The 18022-nt window shown below is 69.8% G+C and carries 15 protein-coding genes and 4 pseudogenes; 13 read left to right on the top strand and 6 right to left on the bottom strand.

The annotated features are described in order from the left end of the window. The first annotated feature begins 5 nt into the window (after positions 1–5). Positions 6–2399 (top strand): beta-N-acetylglucosaminidase domain-containing protein, encoded by a 2394-nt coding sequence (locus AB0N06_RS10530; RefSeq protein ID WP_366134304.1) that lies wholly within the window; start codon positions 6–8, stop codon positions 2397–2399. 259 nt (positions 2400–2658) lie between these two features. Here the strand turns inward: AB0N06_RS10530 and AB0N06_RS10525 are convergent, their stop codons facing one another. Next, on the bottom strand, positions 2659–5055 hold the full coding sequence (locus AB0N06_RS10525; RefSeq protein WP_366134303.1) for a ricin-type beta-trefoil lectin domain protein: 2397 nt from the start codon (positions 5053–5055) through the stop codon (positions 2659–2661). Positions 5056–5571: 516 nt separating this feature from the next. On the opposite strand from AB0N06_RS10525, the gene AB0N06_RS10520 reads away from it, so the two are divergent. Together AB0N06_RS10520 and AB0N06_RS10515 are read left to right on the top strand one after the other, a co-directional pair. After that, on the top strand, positions 5572–6708 hold the full coding sequence (locus tag AB0N06_RS10520; RefSeq protein ID WP_366134302.1) for a sugar-binding domain-containing protein: 1137 nt from the start codon (positions 5572–5574) through the stop codon (positions 6706–6708). Continuing rightward, complete coding sequence (locus AB0N06_RS10515; RefSeq protein WP_366134301.1) at positions 6705–7223, top strand: hypothetical protein; 519 nt, start codon at positions 6705–6707, stop codon at positions 7221–7223. Before AB0N06_RS10520 ends, AB0N06_RS10515 begins: the two co-directional genes overlap by 4 nt. Here the strand turns inward: AB0N06_RS10515 and AB0N06_RS10510 are convergent. Then, a pseudogene (locus AB0N06_RS10510) lies at positions 7219–7332 on the bottom strand (acyl-CoA dehydrogenase family protein); the annotation flags it as partial. The gene AB0N06_RS10515 and the pseudogene AB0N06_RS10510 sit on opposite strands and share 5 nt — an antisense overlap. Positions 7333–7382: 50 nt before the next feature. On the opposite strand from AB0N06_RS10510, the gene AB0N06_RS10505 reads away from it, so the two are divergent. Both AB0N06_RS10505 and AB0N06_RS10500 read left to right on the top strand, forming a co-directional pair. Next, positions 7383–7550 (top strand): hypothetical protein, encoded by a 168-nt coding sequence (locus AB0N06_RS10505; RefSeq protein WP_366134300.1) that lies wholly within the window; start codon positions 7383–7385, stop codon positions 7548–7550. 179 nt (positions 7551–7729) lie between these two features. Then, positions 7730–8149, top strand: coding sequence for a hotdog domain-containing protein (locus tag AB0N06_RS10500; RefSeq protein ID WP_366134299.1), 420 nt, complete (start codon positions 7730–7732; stop codon positions 8147–8149). A gap of 107 nt (positions 8150–8256) precedes the next feature. On the opposite strand, the pseudogene AB0N06_RS10495 reads toward AB0N06_RS10500, so the two are convergent. Both AB0N06_RS10495 and AB0N06_RS10490 read right to left on the bottom strand, forming a co-directional pair. Beyond that, positions 8257–8403 (bottom strand): annotated as a pseudogene (locus tag AB0N06_RS10495) (transposase family protein); the annotation flags it as partial. Between the two features lie 99 nt (positions 8404–8502). Next, positions 8503–8799 carry a LuxR C-terminal-related transcriptional regulator gene (locus tag AB0N06_RS10490; protein WP_366134298.1) on the bottom strand — a complete coding sequence of 99 codons (297 nt, stop codon included), beginning with the start codon at positions 8797–8799 and terminating at the stop codon, positions 8503–8505. Positions 8800–8808: 9 nt separating this feature from the next. On the opposite strand from AB0N06_RS10490, the gene AB0N06_RS10485 reads away from it, so the two are divergent. From AB0N06_RS10485 to AB0N06_RS10450, 8 genes and pseudogenes are all read left to right on the top strand, one after another. Then, complete coding sequence (locus AB0N06_RS10485; RefSeq protein ID WP_366134297.1) at positions 8809–9960, top strand: hypothetical protein; 1152 nt, start codon at positions 8809–8811, stop codon at positions 9958–9960. 114 nt (positions 9961–10074) lie between these two features. After that, a pseudogene (locus tag AB0N06_RS10480) lies at positions 10075–10377 on the top strand (aldehyde dehydrogenase family protein); the annotation flags it as partial. Positions 10378–10510: 133 nt separating this feature from the next. Further along, entirely contained in the window at positions 10511–10882 is a 372-nt protein-coding gene (locus AB0N06_RS10475; RefSeq protein ID WP_366134296.1) for a hypothetical protein, read from the top strand. Positions 10883–10893: 11 nt separating this feature from the next. Further along, complete coding sequence (locus AB0N06_RS10470) at positions 10894–12477, top strand: peptidoglycan-binding protein (RefSeq protein WP_366134295.1); 1584 nt, start codon at positions 10894–10896, stop codon at positions 12475–12477. Further along, positions 12449–12979, top strand: coding sequence for a protease inhibitor I42 family protein (locus AB0N06_RS10465; RefSeq protein WP_366134294.1), 531 nt, complete (start codon positions 12449–12451; stop codon positions 12977–12979). Before AB0N06_RS10470 ends, AB0N06_RS10465 begins: the two co-directional genes overlap by 29 nt. A 19-nt stretch (positions 12980–12998) precedes the next feature. Then, entirely contained in the window at positions 12999–13439 is a 441-nt protein-coding gene (locus AB0N06_RS10460; protein WP_366134293.1) for a hypothetical protein, read from the top strand. Between the two features lie 255 nt (positions 13440–13694). After that, positions 13695–14120 (top strand): aspartate 1-decarboxylase, encoded by a 426-nt coding sequence (panD, locus tag AB0N06_RS10455; protein WP_366134292.1) that lies wholly within the window; start codon positions 13695–13697, stop codon positions 14118–14120. Positions 14121–14159: 39 nt separating this feature from the next. Further along, positions 14160–14456, top strand: a pseudogene (locus AB0N06_RS10450) (arylsulfatase); the annotation flags it as partial. Between the two features lie 364 nt (positions 14457–14820). On the opposite strand, the gene AB0N06_RS10445 reads toward AB0N06_RS10450, so the two are convergent. Next, on the bottom strand, positions 14821–16203 hold the full coding sequence (locus tag AB0N06_RS10445) for a diaminopimelate decarboxylase (RefSeq protein ID WP_366134291.1): 1383 nt from the start codon (positions 16201–16203) through the stop codon (positions 14821–14823). Between the two features lie 106 nt (positions 16204–16309). Further along, positions 16310–17956 carry a helix-turn-helix domain-containing protein gene (locus tag AB0N06_RS10440; protein WP_366134290.1) on the bottom strand — a complete coding sequence of 549 codons (1647 nt, stop codon included), beginning with the start codon at positions 17954–17956 and terminating at the stop codon, positions 16310–16312. Positions 17957–18022: the final 66 nt, after the last annotated feature.

Genomic DNA, 18022 nt, shown 5'->3' with positions numbered 1-18022 from the left:
AGCTCATGAGAAATCGCAAGATCACGTCCAGAGCCTGCCTCGCGCTGGCCGCGACCCTCGGAATCGGGGCGCTCCTGCCCGTGCCCGCGGCCCATTCCGCCGACGCTTCGAAAGCGGCTGTTCCCTCGGTGTCGCCGACCCCGCAGTCGCTCGTCGGCAGCGGTGACGCCGCCGTCGTCACCGGCCGGGTGCTCGTGGTCGCCGACGAGGAGACCGACCCCGCGGCTCGCGACCGCCTTGTCCGGGAGCTGAAGGCCCACGGCGCGGACCGGGTGGACATCGTCAGCCCTGACACCATTCCCGTGGCCGCGGCCGGCCTGCTCACGGTGCGCCTCGGCCCGTCCGCACGCCCGGACATCGCGCAAGCGCTCGGCGCCACGGCCGTCCCGGACAAGGCCGAGGGATACGGCTTGCGGGTCTCGGGCGTCAAACCGCATGCGGAGATCGCTCTCGGCGGCAGAGACGCGGCAGGCCAGTTCTATGCGGTGCAGACGCTGCGTCAGTTGTTCGTCCCGTCCGACGACGGCTGGAAGGTGGCCGGCGCACAGGTCAGCGACTTCCCGTCCATGCCTCTGCGCGGCACCATTGAAGGCTTCTACGGCAAGCCGTGGACGCACGCCGACCGCCTCGACCAGATGGACTTCTACGGAGACGTCAAGGCCAACACCTATGTGTACGCGCCCAAGGACGACCCCTATCACCGCGGCAAGTGGCGCGACCCCTACCCGGCGGACAAGCTGACCGAGCTGGGCGAGCTGGTGACACGGGCCGCGGCCAATCATGTGCACTTCACGTTCGCCGTCTCGCCAGGCGAGTCGATCTGCTACTCCGATGCCGCGGACCGCAAGGCCCTCAAGCAGAAGCTCCAGGCGCTCTACGACCTGGGCACCCGGTCCTTTTCCATCCCGCTGGACGACATCAGCTACACCCGCTGGAACTGCGCGGCGGACCAGGCGGCGTTCGGCGCGCCCGGACGCGCCGCGGCGGCGAAGGCCCAGGTCGACCTGCTCAACGACGTGCAGCGGAACTTCGTCGCCACCCACGACGGCGCACAGCCGCTGCAGATGGTGCCCACGGAGTACGGCGATCTGACCGACACCGCCTACAAGCAGACCATGCGGGCCACCCTCGACCCTGCGGTCGTGGTGATGTGGACCGGCACCGACGTCGTTCCCCCGGAGATCACCAACGTGCAGGCCGACAAGGTGTCGGCGCTGTTCGGTCGCAAGGTCTTCGTCTGGGACAACTACCCGGTCAACGACTTCGGCAACACCAGCGGGCGACTGCTGCTCGCGCCGTACGACAAGCGTGAGGCCGGTCTTTCGGCGCACCTGTCCGGCATCGTGGCCAACCCGATGAACCAGCCGTACGCGAGCAAGGTCGCGGTCTTCGGCACCGCGGACTTCACCTGGAACGACAAGGCGTACGACGCGAAGACGAGCTGGCCGCGCGCGATGGCCTATCTCGCGGGCGGAGACCGCGCGGCCACCGAGGCACTGCTCGTCTTCGGAGACCTCGAGCACATGGCCCCGACCTTCGGCAGCACTCCTTGGCAGCCCCAGGCACCCGAACTCAATTCGCGTGTCGCCGAGTTCTGGCAGGCGTGGGACGACGGGCGACGCGACGATGCGCTCACCGCGCTGCGCGCATACGCGGACGCCATCGCCGCCGCCCCGGCCACCATTCGCGGCGGAGCGGTGGACAAGGGATTCACCGACGACGCCGCGCCCTGGCTGAACGCCACCGAGCTGTGGGGCAGGTCGATGGTCGCCATGCTCGACGCGTTCGAGGCTCGGCAGGCCGGGGACAAGGCCAAGGCCGAAGCGCTGCTCGCCGATTCGCGGGATCTGCAGCAGCAGGCCCGCGCCGTCCGGGTCGCTCCGCCGCGTAACACCTGGGGCTCGGTCCAGCCCAAGGTCGGCGACGGGGTCCTCGACGTCTTCCTGGTCCAGGCCGATGTCCGGCTCCAGCTGTGGGACATCGCCGGCGGCGGCAAGAACCTCGCCGTGGACGGCACGGCGACCGCGTCGAGCGTGGAGCAGGGCCTCGACCGGCTTGCCGCTCGGTATGTCAACGACGGTCTGATGGGCACCCGCTGGGCCTCCGGCTACTCCGACAACGAGTGGGTGCAGGTCAAGCTCGCCGCCCCGGCGAAGGTTGCGGCAGTGACCCTCGCCTGGGAGGGTGCCTGCGCGACGGAGTACAGGATCCAGACTTCCGCCGACGGCACCAACTGGACCACCGTCTCCACCCAGCGCCCGGACACGTGCGGCAACGACGTCGTCCGGATCACCGCGGACGAGCCCGTGCAGTACGTCCGCATGCAGGGTGTGCAGCGCAAGACGACATGGGGGTACTCGATCTACGAGATCGGCATCTACGGATCCCCTGTGTCCTGACCCGGGTCGGACTGGGTAGGAGAGGGCCGAGGATGACGCCCGGCCCTCTCCGAGCATCGCCGACGGCGCCGCCGACCAGGGCCACGTCCTGCCTTCGAAAGTCCCGCCTGCCAGGCGACGTCTGGCACGCACACTCGCCGCGTTGTCGGGCTCGCCCCGATACACCCAGTATCGGGGCGAGCCTCCGCCTTGCGATCGCACGCACCGGACGCCGCCTGGCCCGCCCTACGGGCGGACGACGCTGCTTTCGAAACAAACCCTAGGGCAGCGTCCAGCGTTGGTTGGTGCCGCCGTTGCAGTCCCAGATCTGCAGCTGGGCGTCGTTGGTGGTGCCGGCGGCCGGGACGTCGAGGCAGCGGCCCGACTGTGCGCCCTTGAGTGTGCCGTCCTGCTGAGGGCTCCACTGCTGGTTGGTGCCGCCGTTGCAGTCCCACTGTATGACCTTGGTGCCGTTGGTGGTGCCTCGGCTGTAGACGTCCATGCACTTGCCGTTGTGCGTGAGGATGCCGTTGGCCCAGGTCCATTCCTGTGCGGGGCTGCTGTTGCAGTCCGCGAGCTGCACCGGGGCGCCGTTGGTGTCGGAGTTGTCCTTCACTTCGACGCACTTGCCCGGCAGGGCCGAGGTGATCGGGCCGGTGTGCGAGGAAGTGGGTTCGCCGGGGGTCAGCTTGAGGTTGTCGAACTGGTGGGTCTGGTAGCCGGTGACGCCGAGGCCGGGCTGGCCGTTGGTGAAGCTGGCGTCGGTGGCGCTGCCGACGTCCTTGCCGTCAATGGTGGCCGTGAGGGTGGTGCCCTGGAGAGTGAAGGCGACGGTGTGCCAGCTGCCGGTGCCGAGTTCGGTGGTGGTGCCGCTGGCGAGAGTGGTGAACGTCCACTTGGTGTCGCTCTTGTCGATGGACCAGGCGCCGGTGTCGCTGACACGCAGGTGGTAGGCGTTCTGGCCGTTGTTGTTCTTGGCCTGCTGGTTGACCCGGCCCAGCAGTTCGACGGTGCCGGATTCCTCGAAGAGGGTGTCGGCGGTGACGGTGTAGTTGCTCCAGCTTCCTTCGCCCAGGAAGGTGTACGGGGCGTGGTAGGGCTCGTCGGTCCAGCGGATCGGGGTGGTGTCGGCCATCTGGCGCACGCAGGTACCGGAGCGGTTGCCGGCGCAGGGCACGGTCTGGAAGGCGCCGTTCATGTCGGAGAAGTACTTGGGCGAGGTGGTGGTGGCGGGGGTCTCGAAGTCGTCCGCGTAGGGCAGGGTGAGTGCGGCGCGGGCCGGCGGGGTGGCGGTGCCCTTGCCCTGGCCGGTGGTGGTGGTCACGGTGTAGACGTAGCCGGGCTTGAGGGTGAGGGTGTACTGGCCGGAGGACGGGGTGATGTCCTCCTGGTGGACGAACCACTCCGCGGAGTCGGCCGACTTGACGTTGGTGGCCCACACGTGGACCTGGCCTTTGGACAGGCCGCGGCCGATGCTGAAGTTGGCGGTCTGCTCGGCGGTGGCGTCCATGGTCTCGATGACTGTGCTGTAGTCCTTGTGATGGGTCGACTTCAGCGTGACGTAGCTGCCGTTGACGCGGTCACCGCCGAGGTAGCCGCCGGCGGAGTCGATGTACTGCCAGCCGGGCTGGGTGAACTGCGTGGTGTGTGCGGTGACCCAGGTGGTCTTGCCGATGGTGTAGTTACCGGACCAGGGCTGATTGGCGATCGACATGCCGTCGGTGGAGAAGTGCAGGTTCGGGTAAAGCGCGGCGATGACCGGCCAGTTGTAGGAGGAGGTCATCTTCCCGTCGAGGTAGTCGCGGTTGATCGACCGGGCCACTGCGGCCGCGCCTGTGTTGGTGTCCTGGGACCCGTTCTCACTCGCCGACAGCGGCTTGCCCAGCCCCTGGGCGGTGGGGGTGCTGGGGCACTTGGTGTAGGCGCCGAGGTAGCCACAGGGGTAGTGGACGCCGACGACGTCCACGGCGGCGTTGAACGCCGGGTCCTGGGCCATGGCGTCGGCCACATCCCAGCCGCTGTCCGAGGCGACCACCTTGGTGGTGGTGTATCCGTGCGACACGAGCGCGCTCTTGAGGTCCTGGTACCAGGTCTTGTCGAAGCCGCGCTCGTTCCACCCGCCGAGGTACTCGACGGTGAGACCGTGCTTGGCCGCGCAGCCCATCCATGCCATCAGGTAGTCGATCGTGTCCTGGGACCAGAAGTTTCCGCCGCCGATCCAGCCCGGCGCGCCCCAGGACAGGGCGGAGAACTTGATTTCGGGATTGCGGGCCTTGGCCTGCTCGGCCAGCCACCACTGGTAGCCGTTGTTGCAGTCGACGGCGCCGCGGGTGTGCTCGATGCTCGGCTCGGCGCCGTCGGTGGAGTTGGTGTCACCACCGATCTCCAGCTTGAGCAGCTGGAGCGAGGCGCCGTAGCCGGGCTTGAACAGGTAGTCGAGCAACTCGCTGCGCTGCGGCTCGGGATAGTCGGCCAGGAGGCGCGAGTTGCCGCCGCCACCCGAGATGGCGCCGACCCCGTCGAAGGTCAGGCCGCTGGACTTGGCGCCCTTGATCGTGATGGCGGTGGAGATGGTGTCTGCACGGGCGGAGGGTGGCACCGCCACGTTCATCAGTGCGCTTAACAGCAGGAGCAGGGCCGCGACGAGGGCGGTGCGGCAGGCTGGCGCCCGGGACATGGTGACTCCTTGCGGGAATCGGTGGATTACTGGGCGGTTGACACCCCGCGCACGCTCAGTGACGGAGGCGGGGCCGTTGCTGATCGAACGTGGCAAATATGGGGGCTATGCGCACACAGGTCAACATGCCTGAACTGAATCGCACGCCATCTTGTTCGGATGTGGGGGGCAGGGCGGCGGTAGCGCAGATCTCGACACCCGAGCCTGGAGGGAAGACAGGCGCCAGGTCGGCCACCACGGGTCAGGAGGCATTGAGGCCCTCCGTGCGCAGCGGGACCTCCGGCATGCCGAGCCACTCCGGTGCCCGAGATACGACAACCCATGTGCTGGAAGGCGTCGTTGAAGGCCTTCCGGATCCGAGGTGGCGTTCCGTTCCGTGCTCGTGCTCGTGCTCCGAGGAAAGTCCAAGTGGGTACCGGAAATTGTCCATTCTTGCGCCCCGGGGCCGTGGATAGGTTGCCTCGCTGTGCGACGTGCGCATGTACGCGTCAGGTCTCGACATTCCCAGGAGCGGCCATGAACGACATCCCCCCGTCTCATCCGTCCCGCCGCAGCGTTGTGGCCGGAGCACTGGCCGCTTCCGCCGCCGTTGCCCTGCCATGGGGTGCACCGCCCGCCTCGGCCGCTACGGCATTACAGACCCAGGCCGAGGTGGAACTGCGGTTCACCTCACCGGCGGCGAACATGCTGCGCGGGCTCACCGACATCGAGGTGGCTGCCCCGGCCGGGACCACGGCAGTGCGGTTCAGCATGGACGGCATCGCCTTCGCCGAGCTGACCGATCTGTACGCCAAGGGGACACAGACCGACCCGGTGTGGCGTACCGCCACGGACGCGTCCTGGTTCCCCAACGGCCGCCATACCCTCACCGCCGAGGCCGACACCCCGGACGGCACCGTGACGGCACAGTTGGCCGTCACCACCGTGAGAGGACCGGAGGGCCCGGGGCGCACCGTCCTCGACGGGGCGTGGCAGTTTGCGGTGCAGGCGGAGCTGCCCGCCGGGGCGCTGGACGGAGACCTGCCCCCCGCCGTGCGGCCGGACTTCGACGAGTCCGCGATGACGACTATCCTGGTGCCCAGCTCCTTCGGCACCGTACGCGACAAGTGGAGAGCCTGGGCCGGCACGGTATCCCTGTACCGGCGATCGGTCCGGCTGCCCGCACCCGAGCAGGACCAGCGGACCGTCCTCACCTTCGAATCGGTCTACTTCTCCTGCCGTGTCTTCGTCAACGGCAAGCCGGTCGGCAGCGCCCGGGGCGGATACCTCCCGGAGCGCTTCGACATCACCGACGCCGTCACCAAGGGCGACAACCTCATCGCCGTGATCGTCGACAACCGGGCCTCCAAGGAGTTCCCGCTGCAGCCCACCCTGTACTGGAACTGGGGCGGTCTGCAGGAAAGCGTCCATCTGGACCGGCTCCCGCCGGCCGCCGTCACCTCTGTCACCGCGCAGGGTGCCGCCGACGGCACCCTGGTGCTGCACGCCTCGGGTCTCAACACCACCGGACAGCCGCGACAGGTGAGCACCACCGTCACCGTCACCGACGCCGCCGGCAAGGTCGTGCACGCCCCGACCCGTGTCGGCTTCACCCTGCCCGCGGACGGCGTCGACGCCGTCTCGGAGGCCGTGACCCTCAGGGTGCCCGGGTGACGGTACGCGAGATCCGCGGCCGCACTGCCCGGGGCACTCTGGTGGTCACCCCGCCGGAGGGTATGAGCGCCGACCGCACCGAGGTGCCGTTCACGCTCTCCCCCGGGGGCGCCGCCACTGTGCCGATCCGGCTCACCGGCACGGCGACAACCGGCGGTGCCGCGGGCCGAGTCCGGGCCGTCTTCGATGCCGAGACCGAGGCCCAGCCGCGACTGCTGCAGGTCGCCGTTCCGTACGCATCGCTCGCCGCCGCCTTCAACAACGTCGGCGTCACCGCCGACTCCAACCCCACCGCCGGCACCTTTACCAGCAGCGGCAGGAGTTACTCCGCCCAGGCCCTGGCCACGCTCGGTATTACCCGCGACGCCCGCGTCACCTTCGGCGACGCAACGTTCACCTGGCCCGACGTGCCTCCGGGCTCCAAGGACAACGTGGCCAGTACGGGCCAGGTGATCCGCCTGTCCGGACAGGGCAGCAGGCTCGGCTTCCTCGGCTCGGGCACCTACGGTGGGTGAGTGCACGGCTGATGACGAGCCTCTGGATCTGGTTGGTGCCCTCGAAGATCTGCATGATCTTCGCTCCGCGCATGTAGCGCTCGACGGAGAAGTCTCGGGTGCAGCCGTAGCGACGTCGCGGCATTCGAGCCGGCTGCCGAGGTCTACGACGACGAGGGCATGACCGCGGTTGCCTTCCACGAGGTGCACGTTGCTTTCGCCGCCGACGTCATCTCCTCGGTGATGGTCCGTGTCCAGCGTCGCCAGGTTGCGGCCGCAGCCGGTCTGAGCGACGCGGGGGCGTACGCGCGCCTCGCGGAGCTGCTGTTGCACGGCCTGGCGCGCTGAAGGGAGCCGACTGAGATCCGGATCACGGAGACAAGTCACCGGCCGGGGCTCTATAAGTGGCCTGACCTTGAGGAAGGTCGCTGTTCACGACGGAGGTCCCTGTGGTAGATACGCCCCTGCAAAACCTGGCCGATCCGGACGGTGTCTGCTACGGATGCGGTAGCGCGCATCCGAGCGGTTTGCGCATCAGCAGCCACTGGGACGCGGACGCGGTCCATCTGGTGTGCACGCACCTGCCGGATCCCGGCTTCACAGGCTGGCCCGGACTCGTGTACGGCGGGCTGATCGCGATGCTCGTCGACTGCCACTCCAACTGGACGGCGATGGCGTACCACTACCGCGCCGAGGGGCGTGAGCCGGGCAGCCTGCCGCGCATCGACTGCGTGACCGGGGAGCTCGGCGTGAAGTACCTCAAGCCGACACCGATGGGCGTGCCGCTCACCCTGAGGGCACGCGTCGAAGGCGAGGTGGCCCGTAAGAGCCGGGTGGTCTGTGAGGTGTACGCCGGGGACGTGCTGACCGTCGTCGGCGATTCGGTGTTCGTGCGGGTGGACACCGCGCGCCTGGCGGCCGCAGCGCACGGCACGGCGGCGACGTAACGGCACACGTTCACCACCGAGGAGGTCACCGGCCGGCCGCGTCACCCAGTGCTGCGCGCCAGAACACCAGGTACCTGTTCGCGGAACGTCCTGCGGGAACACCATCATGCGCGACACGCGAGTCGCCGTACACGCACGCTCACGACGACCCGCCGTCCGTCGACCGGCACATCGGCCACGGTCCGCTCGCACCACGCTTGGACGTGCGCCGTTTCGACACCGCATCCCGGGCGCGGCAGGGGCACTTCCCGGGTGTGGTACCTGACCCGGAATCGACGACGAGGCCCTGTGGGCGGATGTACGAGCCCCGCCCGCGCCGGCGAGCCGCGGTGCGGCCCCGCCCGCCGGGCGCGTCAGATCCAGCCGTGGCGGGTGGCCTGGATGCCGAGTTGGAAGCGGGTCCGGGCGCCGAGGACTTCCTGGAGGCGGGTGATGCGGCGGGCCACCGTGCGTTCGCTGACGCCGAGTTCGCGGGCGATCGCCCCGTCGGTGAGGCCGCCGCTGAGATAGGTCAGGAGCTGCCGGGTTTCCTGGGTGGGGTCCGGACCTGCGTCGTCCGTCGGCTCGCCTTGGGCGGACAGCGGGACGGCCATCTGCCAGAACGACTCGAAGAGGTCGATCAGCCCGTAGAGGAGATCCGACCGCTGCACCACGATGTTGTGACGGCTGTTGGAGCCGCCACCGACGCGCCGACCGCGGCCACGGCGTCCACCGCCGCCGCGCTCGACACTTCCGGCCTCACCCCGCAGTCCAAGGCGATCGCCGACGCCCTCCTGGCCAAGCTGCCCGCCGACTGGCAGGAGCACCTCCATGCCGCCGCCGCCAGGTATGACATCAACGACAGCCAGCTGGCCCAGATACGCAACGGCGTCATCAACCCGGCCGACTACCAGTGCCAGACCTCGGGTCTGACCACCTACGTCCAGGGCCTGGTCGCCAAGGCCCAGAACCCCTACATCGTCTACCAGCTCGCGGGCGTGTTCGACCTGCCCGGCTACGAAGCCATGCTGTTCGGCAGCGAGTCGAAGTCCAACAGATTCGGCGTCAACGGCGAGTACACCCAGCAGTTCACGTCCGAGATGAAGGACCTGAAGAACTTCTGGGACATCTCCTCCGACGACATCCAGCTCGTCCCGATGCACGGCGCCGATCTCTTCTCCTCCCCGGAACGCCTCGCCCGCCTCGTCGAAAGGCTCTACGGCGCGCCCGCGGAGAACAGCCTGGACGTCGCCAAGCTGATCATCCAGCTCATCGACTCCGAGCCCAGCCTCGAGCAGGGCGCCAGCCCGCTGTTCAGCCTCAACGCGTTCGCCTACAGCGAGTCGGACGAACCGCAGCCGATGGGGGTCTCCGACCGCATCGTCGTGGGCGACGGCGTCCTGCAGGCCGTGGAGGCCCTCGGCCTGGCCGACACCGCGCCCCGCGCCATCCTCGCCCACGAGTTCGGCCACCACGTGCAGTTCGAGGACGGGCTGCTCAGAAACACGACGCTCACCGGCCCGGAAGGCAGCCGCCGCGCCGAGTTGATGGCCGACGCCTTCGGCACCTACTACCTCACCCACTCCCGGGGCGAGGCCCTCAACGCCAAGCGGGTGCTGGGCTCCGAGAAGTCCTTCTACGAGGTCGGCGACTGCGGCTACACCAGCCCTGGCCACCACGGGACGCCCAACCAGCGTTTCGCAGCCTCTTCCTGGGGTGCGAGCATCGCCGACGGCGCCGCCAACCAGGGCCACGTCCTGCCCTCGCTCAAGCTCGACGAGCTCTTTGAGGCCAAGCTCCCCGACATCGTCAAGCCCGACACGGCCGGCTGAACCGGCTGAGACAGATCCGCCGAATTGTTCGCCATCCTTCATGCCTGAGGACGGCGAACAATTCGGCGTTCTCGGACTGAGGAAGGGTCGAGTGCCTGACGCAGATATGCGCCGATCTCCTCCACAGAACGCAGTTCCTCCCGCCCCAAGGTCCGAGCCTCCCTTGAGCACGCCTTCGCACGGATAACGTCCCGGCGCAGCGCATACACGTCAGCCAGAGCCGCGATCGTGGCGAGGCAGGGCGCTGCGGCCTTCCGCGTAGCCCGGTGGCCGCGGGCAGGCGGCGTCGGCTGGAACACGGCCAGCTGCAACGTGGAGGCGCCAATTCGGGGTGTGAGGAAGAGCGGGGTGGGCCGCGGCGTCAGCTCGTACGCGCTGCACGCCTACGGCGAGTTGCAGCCGATGGCCTGGGCCGGGATGAGCGCTCAGGCGTGGCGTGGGGCGGGTGATGTGAAGGAGGCGTGTGTGGCGGAGGACATGTGATCCTTCATATAAGCATTGAGTGTTAGCCTGCCCGCGGTCGTGATCGAATGCATACGGGGGAGGCGCGGTGGGCTTCGACGGCTACCAGATCAAGGCAGGTATGACCGGCCAGGCCCGGCAACTCGACGACGCCGGTACGGACATGGACGGCGTCAGCTCGGCCGTCAAGTCCCGTACGAGTTACTCGTACGACGATGCCGGCGGCAATGACGCCGCGTCGGCGCTCAACGCGTTCGTCAAGGCATGGGAGGCGGAGGCCAAGACGCTGGCGTCGGCGTTGCACGAGCTCGGTGGCAAGGTGCAGTTGGCCAAGAAGACCTACCACGGCACCGACGGCCTGGTGGAGACACGCGTGGACAGTGTCTCCGTCGGCGGCACGAGCGGTCTCACCGACACATCGACGCACGGCGGGCGCGGCTCGGTCCTGTCGAGCTACTGAGGAACGGGCCGGTGTCTTTCTTTTCCTCTCCCTTCGACTCCCCTTCCTTCCGCCTCGCGTGGCTCGCCGGGCTGTCCAAGAAGATGCTCGGTGCTGGGAGCAAGAACGAGGTTCTCGACCTGATCGACGACGCCCTCTCGGTGCCCGCACCGGGTGGGGACCAAGGCCTTCTGGAGGGCCTGGCAAACCTCTACCGTGGTCAGGTCGACCACGTCGGCAGCGTCTTCGACCAGGTCGACCGGGTGGGCCGCAAGGGTCTTCCGGAGGTGTGGGTCGGCGACACGGGCATCCTCGCCTCCAACGCGGTGAACGCCGCCGGGCGGGCCGTGACCCAGATGAGCGAGGCGTTCCAGGGAGGCGCGTCGGCGCTGCTGACGCTGGCCGACGCGATCGGCGCCGCGCAGCGCAAGGACGAGCAGGGCCGTGGACGGCTGTTGGAGCAGAAGAAGATGCTCGGCGGCAGGGACGGCTTCTTCGACGACCTGCACGAGAACGACGAGGAGGAGTGGGACCGTAAGAACGCCGCCCACTTCGGCTCCTACGCGGTCGACCTGATGCACGCCGCCGTCTCCGACGCGCAGGAGGCCAGCCGCGTCGCGGCCCGGGACCTGAACAAGTGGGCCGCCGAGGCACGGGCCGGGAAGATGGAGACCAGCGAACTGACCGCCGTCGACAAGCTGATGCTCGCCGATACCGGCGTCGCGGGCGCCGACACCGAGCTGAACGAGATCCTCACCTCCGGCGACCTGGCGCGCGCGTCGACGCGTATGGACCGGCTGAGCCTCGACGACGAGATGGCCATGGAGCGGATGCTCGCGAAGTCGGACACCCCGCAGGAGCGGGCCTACCTGATGAAGGCCCTGGCCGCCGGCCACAGCGTCGACGAGATCGGCACGTTCCAGGACAAGATCCACGGCAAGGACCCCGACTGGCTGCGCCGACACCTCACTCCGGTGGTCACCGCCGCGGACAGCATGAACGACGAGGGCCTGGCGCCGGACGGCTCGAACAACAACAAGGACGACGTCACGTTCGACGGCCAGCGGTGGATCCAAGGCGGCGACGGCTCCGAGGGCACCTGCGTGGCCTCGTCCACCGTCACGTCCCGCGCCATGGTCGACCCGCTGTACGCGCTCGACCTCACCGGCGGCCCCGACGGGCAGCAGGACGACCCCGACGCCTTCAAGCAGCGGCTGGTGGCCGAACAGCACCGGCTGCATACCGAAGGTGACGGCGGCGAGAACTGGGGCGGCATGGGGTCCGAGGGGCAGGAACGGATCAATGACGCCGCCGTCGGCAGTGCCACCGGCAGTGACTACCAGCGCCAGGACCTGGACAGCGCCGCCGACCGCAGGGCGGTCCTCACCGAAGTCGAGAAGTCGGTGGCGGAGGGGCGGCCGGTGCCGGTCGACGTCTCGGGCAAGGAGGGCGCCCACGCGATGACCATCATCGCCCAGGAGGGTGACATGCTTCAGGTGTACAACCCCTGGGGCTCGACCACTTGGGTCAGCGAGGACGACTTCATCAACGGCCACATGGGCAAGGCTTCCAACAGTGATCTCCCCAATGCGTACAGCGTCTATCTTCCGCGGTAGCAGGGGCGGTGCCGCGATCTCGGCGGCCGCGCTCCTCGCTCTCGCCACGGGCTGCGGCTCGGGCACCGACGATCCGACCGGCGGCTCCACGAGAACCGCGAGCCGCCCGACGAGCCACCCGGTGAAGGACACCAGCGTCACTGCCGAGCCGGGCGAGCGCTTCACGCTCACCGTCGACCAGAACGCCTCCACCCGCGAGTACTGGTACCTGGTCGACCCCGCGCCCGACAGCTCGGTGCTGGTCAGCCGCGGCCAGAACTACGCGTCGGACTCCGGCGACGAGCCGGTGGACGGTGCCGGCGGCCGGCTCACCTTCACCTTCGAGGCCAAGGGCAAGGGGACCACCCGGTTCACGCTGCTGCACTGTACCTTCACCACTTGCCAGGGCAACACCTCCACGCTGCCCCCCGAGACGACCGGACCCTCCGCCACCCCGACCACGGGGGCTGCCTCCCCCTCCCCGGCGCCCGAGCGCATCACCTACACCGTCACCGTCAACTGAACCGCAGCGGACCAGTCACATGAGACGAGACACCCGAGGCCCCGCCATGAACGACGACGCCCCGTACCCGCCGGACCGCACGGACGACGAGCTGGCCCGGCTCGACATCACCGTCCTCCTGCGTTATGGCCTCACCGCCGAGCCCGGCACCCGGCGCACCGCCCTGTTCGGCGACGGCGCCGCGGCCGCAGCCGTCATCCTCGACCGCCTCGGCACCGAGCCGCGCTCGGTCGCCTTCCTCGCCGACACCGTGCGCGCCGGCGGACTCGCCCGCGCCGCGGAGCTGCCCGAGCCCCTGCCCCGCCGGGAGGCGGCCGCCCTCGTACGGGAGTGGCTGCGGGCCGGCACCGAACTCGTGGGCGGGATCGCCGCCGACGACACCGCGGCCACCTGGCTGCGCGCCGTCGCGACCATCATCGAACTGAAGCAGCTGACCCGGGCGCGGGGCCGGAGTACGTGATGTGACTGGTGCGGCTGGGGCGTCCGCACGCGCGAGCCCCGACGCTTGCCTTGCGCCACCGCCCTCGGGATCGGCGTCGCAGGTTGGACCAGTCCGGTCCTTACCTGATCACCCATCACGAAAGTCAGCAACGTGTCAGCGTGAGTCCTGAAACACCTGGTGACAGATGGCCGCACATGCGAATCGTTGTAGGCTCCGGAGACGCCCTTGACCTGCAGAAAGCAGGCAGGGAGCAGACAAATCGGGAGTTTCTCCGTGTTTCGTACCATGTTCAAGTCCAAGATCCACCGTGCCACCGTGACCCAGGCCGACCTGCACTACGTCGGTTCCGTCACCGTGGACGCCGCACTCATGGAAGCCGCGGATCTTCTGCCCGGCGAGCTCGTGCACATCGTCGACATCGACAACGGTGCCCGGCTGGAGACGTACGTCATCGAGGGTGAACGCGGTTCCGGCGTCATCGGTATCAATGGCGCCGCCGCCCACCTCGTCCACCCCGGCGACCTCGTGATCCTGATCAGCTACGCTCAGGTCGACGACGCCGAGGCCCGCACGCTGACCCCGAGCATCGTCCACGTCGACGCGGACAACCGGATTGTCGCGCTCGGCGCCGACGCCTCCGCGCCCGTGCCGGGCACCGCCACCGAGCGGAGCCCGTACGCCGTGCCCTCCGCCAACTGACTCCGCACCTGTTCGACGATCTTTGGGGTCGCCGAGTCCGCCGCTCTTGCGGAGACCCTGGCACCGACCCTGGCCCTGCTGGCCGAGGAGGCGGGTGATCGGGCCGCGGACATCCGTACGGTCCTGGTCGAGGGGGCATGGGCGCGGTTCGAAGCCGGCGACCGTGACGGCTGTCTGGAGCTGGTGGCCGCTGCCGCCGACCGGGTGACGGACGCCGATGTGATCGTGTTGGCCCAGGCGTCCATGGCCGATGCCGTCACCCGGACGGTCACGCGGATTCCGGTCCTCTCCAGTCCCCGGCCCGGGCTTGCTGCCACTGCCGCGGCAGCGCGCTGAGCCGCCGTACGGGTTCTCGTCCGGTGGCACGGAACCCGTACGTATGCTCTCGGCAGGCGCGGGCACCTGCTCCGGGAGACGGTGGACAGGAGATCCGCCCGCACTTCTGGAGCCCGAGATGACCAACCCGTATCCCGAACCTGTGCCGCCTCCCGACCCCGTGCCGCCCGCGCCGACGCCCGGACCCATGCCCGGGCCTCCCTCGCCGCTGCCGGGGCCGACACCTGCCCCGCCCGTACCCGGTCCGGTGCCGCCCGGTCCGTCGCCGGACCCGATTCCCCAGCCGCCGTCGCCCAACCCCGAACCGGTGCCGGAGCCGGAGCCAACGCCCCGCCCCGCCGAATGACGAGTCACGGCCGGACAGCTACTCCGTGTGCTGGGGGCCGATTCCGAGGAGGGAGTCGGCGTGTCCCGCCCCGCTCTCCTCGGCGATCGACTCCAGCGACTGGGCGTCACGCACCGGCGCGAATCGAACGGCTTCCTCGCCCGAGCTGTCGCTCCCGGCGCCGACCGTGCTGAATCCGTATACGGCGGGCCTCGGCAGACTGTTGTACGACCAGGGGGTCGAGAAGTAGTACGCGCCGGTGTCGTACAACACCACGAAGTCGCCCTCTCGCAGCTCTGGCAGTTCCCGGGCGTGTGCCACGACGTCCCCGGCGAAACAGCACGGTCCCGCGATGTCCTGGACCAGCGACGGTCCGTCCTTGGGGCGTCCCTCGGCGTCGAACGCCCCGACCCGCAGCGGCCAGGACTCGGGCATGAAGACGGTACGGGTGGCGATCTGGGCGCCCGCGTGGGTGAGCGCGATACGGCGGGAGCCCGCGTCCTTCGTGTACTCCACCAGTGCCCCGATGAAGCCGTTCTTCGCGAGCAGCGACCGGCCGAACTCCGTGACCAGCCCGTACCGGCCGTCGAAGAGCCCCGGCGCCGCCCCGCGCAGCGCCGCCACATACGCGGAAAAGGTGGGTCGTACGGAATCGTCCGCGAAGTTGACGGGCAGTCCGCCGCCGAGGTCGATGCTGGTGATCTGCCGGGCACCGAGGGTCTCGTTGATCTCCTCGGCGAGTCGGTACGTCTCCGCGACCCCGGTCGCGATCAGCTCCAACGAACAGCCCTGGGAGCCGACATGGGAATGCAGCCGGGTCAGCCAGGAGTGTTCGGCGAACGCCCGGACGACACTCTCGCGCGCGCCGGGGTCGTGCAGCGCCACGCCGAACTTGGAGGTCGGGGTGGCGGTGCTCATCGCGCTGATGGAGCCTCCGCCCACCTGCGGGTTGATGCGCAGTCCGATGACGGAGGCCGAGCTCCGGGGCCGCAGCGAGGCGATGCGCCGCACCTCGTCGAGGCTGTCGGCATTGAGTGCCACACCGAGCGCGAGCGCCTGACGGATCTCGTCGCGCGTCTTGGCGGGGGAGTCGAGGACGATCGCCGAGGGTGCGAATCCGGCGTCGAGGGCGAGCCTCAGCTCACCGGGGCTGGCGACCTCGCATCCCATGCCGCAGTCGGCGAGCAGCCTCAGCACGGGGACGAGGGCCGCGGCCTTGGCGGCGAAGGTGTGCAGCACGGTGGCGGGCGTGTCGGTGAACGCGCCATGGAGGGCGGCGATGGAGTTGCGCACGCCGTCGGTGTCGATGAACCCGGCGACGGGCCGGCCCTCGCCGAGCAAACCGGTGCCGACGGCGTGGCGGACCGCGGCGGCGACACGCGCGGAGGACGAAGGGCCCGGAGCGGGCGTGGTGAGAGGCATACGGCGAGAGTCGGTGATGGGAGCCCCGCAGGTCTCTGTCGAGCAGAACAGGATCGGTGCCGGACCTTGGCCGCAGGGCCAACGACCGTACGAATCGGGGACAAATCTAGCCGTTCAGCCGGACGGCGAGGGTGATGAGCAGCCGGGTGTCGGGGTCGTCGAGATCGACGCCGTACCGCTCCCGGGCGCGGCGCAGCCGGTACCGCAGCGTGTTGGGGTGCACGACGAGCTGCCGGGCGGCCCGGCCGATGTCGCCCGACGCGTCGAAGTAGGCGGCGAGTGAGCGGACCAGCTCGCCCCCGGTCGCCAGGTCGGACCGTACGAGGTCGTGCACCGGTCCGCGGCCCGCTTCCCAGACCGGCCGTACGGCGTCCAGGACCCGCAGGACGTCCAGGGACGGACCGACATCGGCTGCCCCGGCGTACTGCAGCGGCTCAGGCTCCCCGCCGCGCGCGGCGCGGTTGCGCAGCACCCGTACGACCAGCGTCGCCTCCTCGCAGGAGGCGGCGGCCCGCAGGGCGGTGGGCACGACGGGACCCGCACCGACCCGGACCGGCGCGGAGCCGTGCATCGACACGGCGAGTGCGTCCAACTCGTGTGCAAGGCCGAGCACTTCCCTGTCCATGTCGCGCTCGACCGGCAGCAGCACCAGCAGCCGGTCCCCGTCGCGCAGCACGCGAGCCGAGGGGCGGTACGAGGATGCGTGCAGGGCGAGTACATCGAGGACGCGGTCGGCCGACGGCCCTGCCGCGCCGTCGCGTTCGGCCACCAGGACCGCGCACGGCGCGTCCGGTGGCAGCCCCAGCGACCAGGCGTGGGTGCGCCGGTCCCCGCACCCGTACAGCAGGCCGCGCAGCGCATGGTTCCTCCGGCGCGCGGCCCCGCTCGCGCGCAGCCGGTGCTGCACCAGGTGGGGGGCGGCGAGCTCCGCTCCGCGCCGCAGCGCATCCGCTGCCTGCGCGGAGAGCGCGCGCCCGTCCGTGGCCGCCCAGATGGAGCCGAGGACTTCGGAGCCGCTGCGGACCGCGATGATCAGTCGCTCGGGGCTGTCGCCTTCGGCGGCCCGGTGGATGACGTCCCGGGAGGTCCACAGGGCGCGGAGGATTCCGCTGCGCCGGAGCTCGGCGACGCGCCACTCGGGAACCCTGCCGCCGAGAATCGTGGACCGGCGGACCCCGTCGGCCTCGGGGCGGGTGGCGGAGTGGGCCAGCACCCGGAAGCGGGTGTCCTCGATGGTGATGGAGCCCCCGGTGTTCTCGGCGATGGCCGAGGCGAGGGCTGCCAGCCCGCCGGCTGAGGTGTCCGCCGTGAGGGCCGTGTCCCCGGCACGGCCCGTCGCGGCGTAGGAGAGCGCGGAACGCAGCAGAGTCGCGGTGTCGGTCCAGTCGGCCCAGGCCGCACGGGTGAGCAGGGCGATGCCCGACTCCTCGGCGGCGGCCAGTACGTCGGGCGCCGCGGGCACCCCCTCCGTATCGCGGAGCACTACGGCGCAGGCGCCGCGCCGGGCGGCCTCACGGACCGGGCCCGCTGCATCGGCTGAGGAGGCCGGCGGGCCGACGGCCAGCACGATGCGCTGGTCGAGTGGCTGCGCCTGCTCTTCGTCACCGACGGCCACACCGCGGACGCCGACGACGTGGTCGGCGGGCGCGAGCAACAGACGGAGCATGCCGACGTCGTCGAACGCCAGGATCTCGCGGAGCGTGACCCCGGATTGCGGCTCCCGCTCCGGCTCGGGCACGTCGCGCCTCGTCATGGGAACCGAGCATACGAGCGACCGGCCGATGGCAGGAGTACGCCCGGTGTCCGGCCGGCGAGGGGC

The organism is Streptomyces sp. NPDC051020, from assembly GCF_040683105.1.
Classification (GTDB): Bacteria; Actinomycetota; Actinomycetes; order Streptomycetales; family Streptomycetaceae; genus Streptomyces.
Note: the sequence above shows the minus strand (reverse complement) of the source record. Positions and strands in the feature narration are given on the sequence as shown.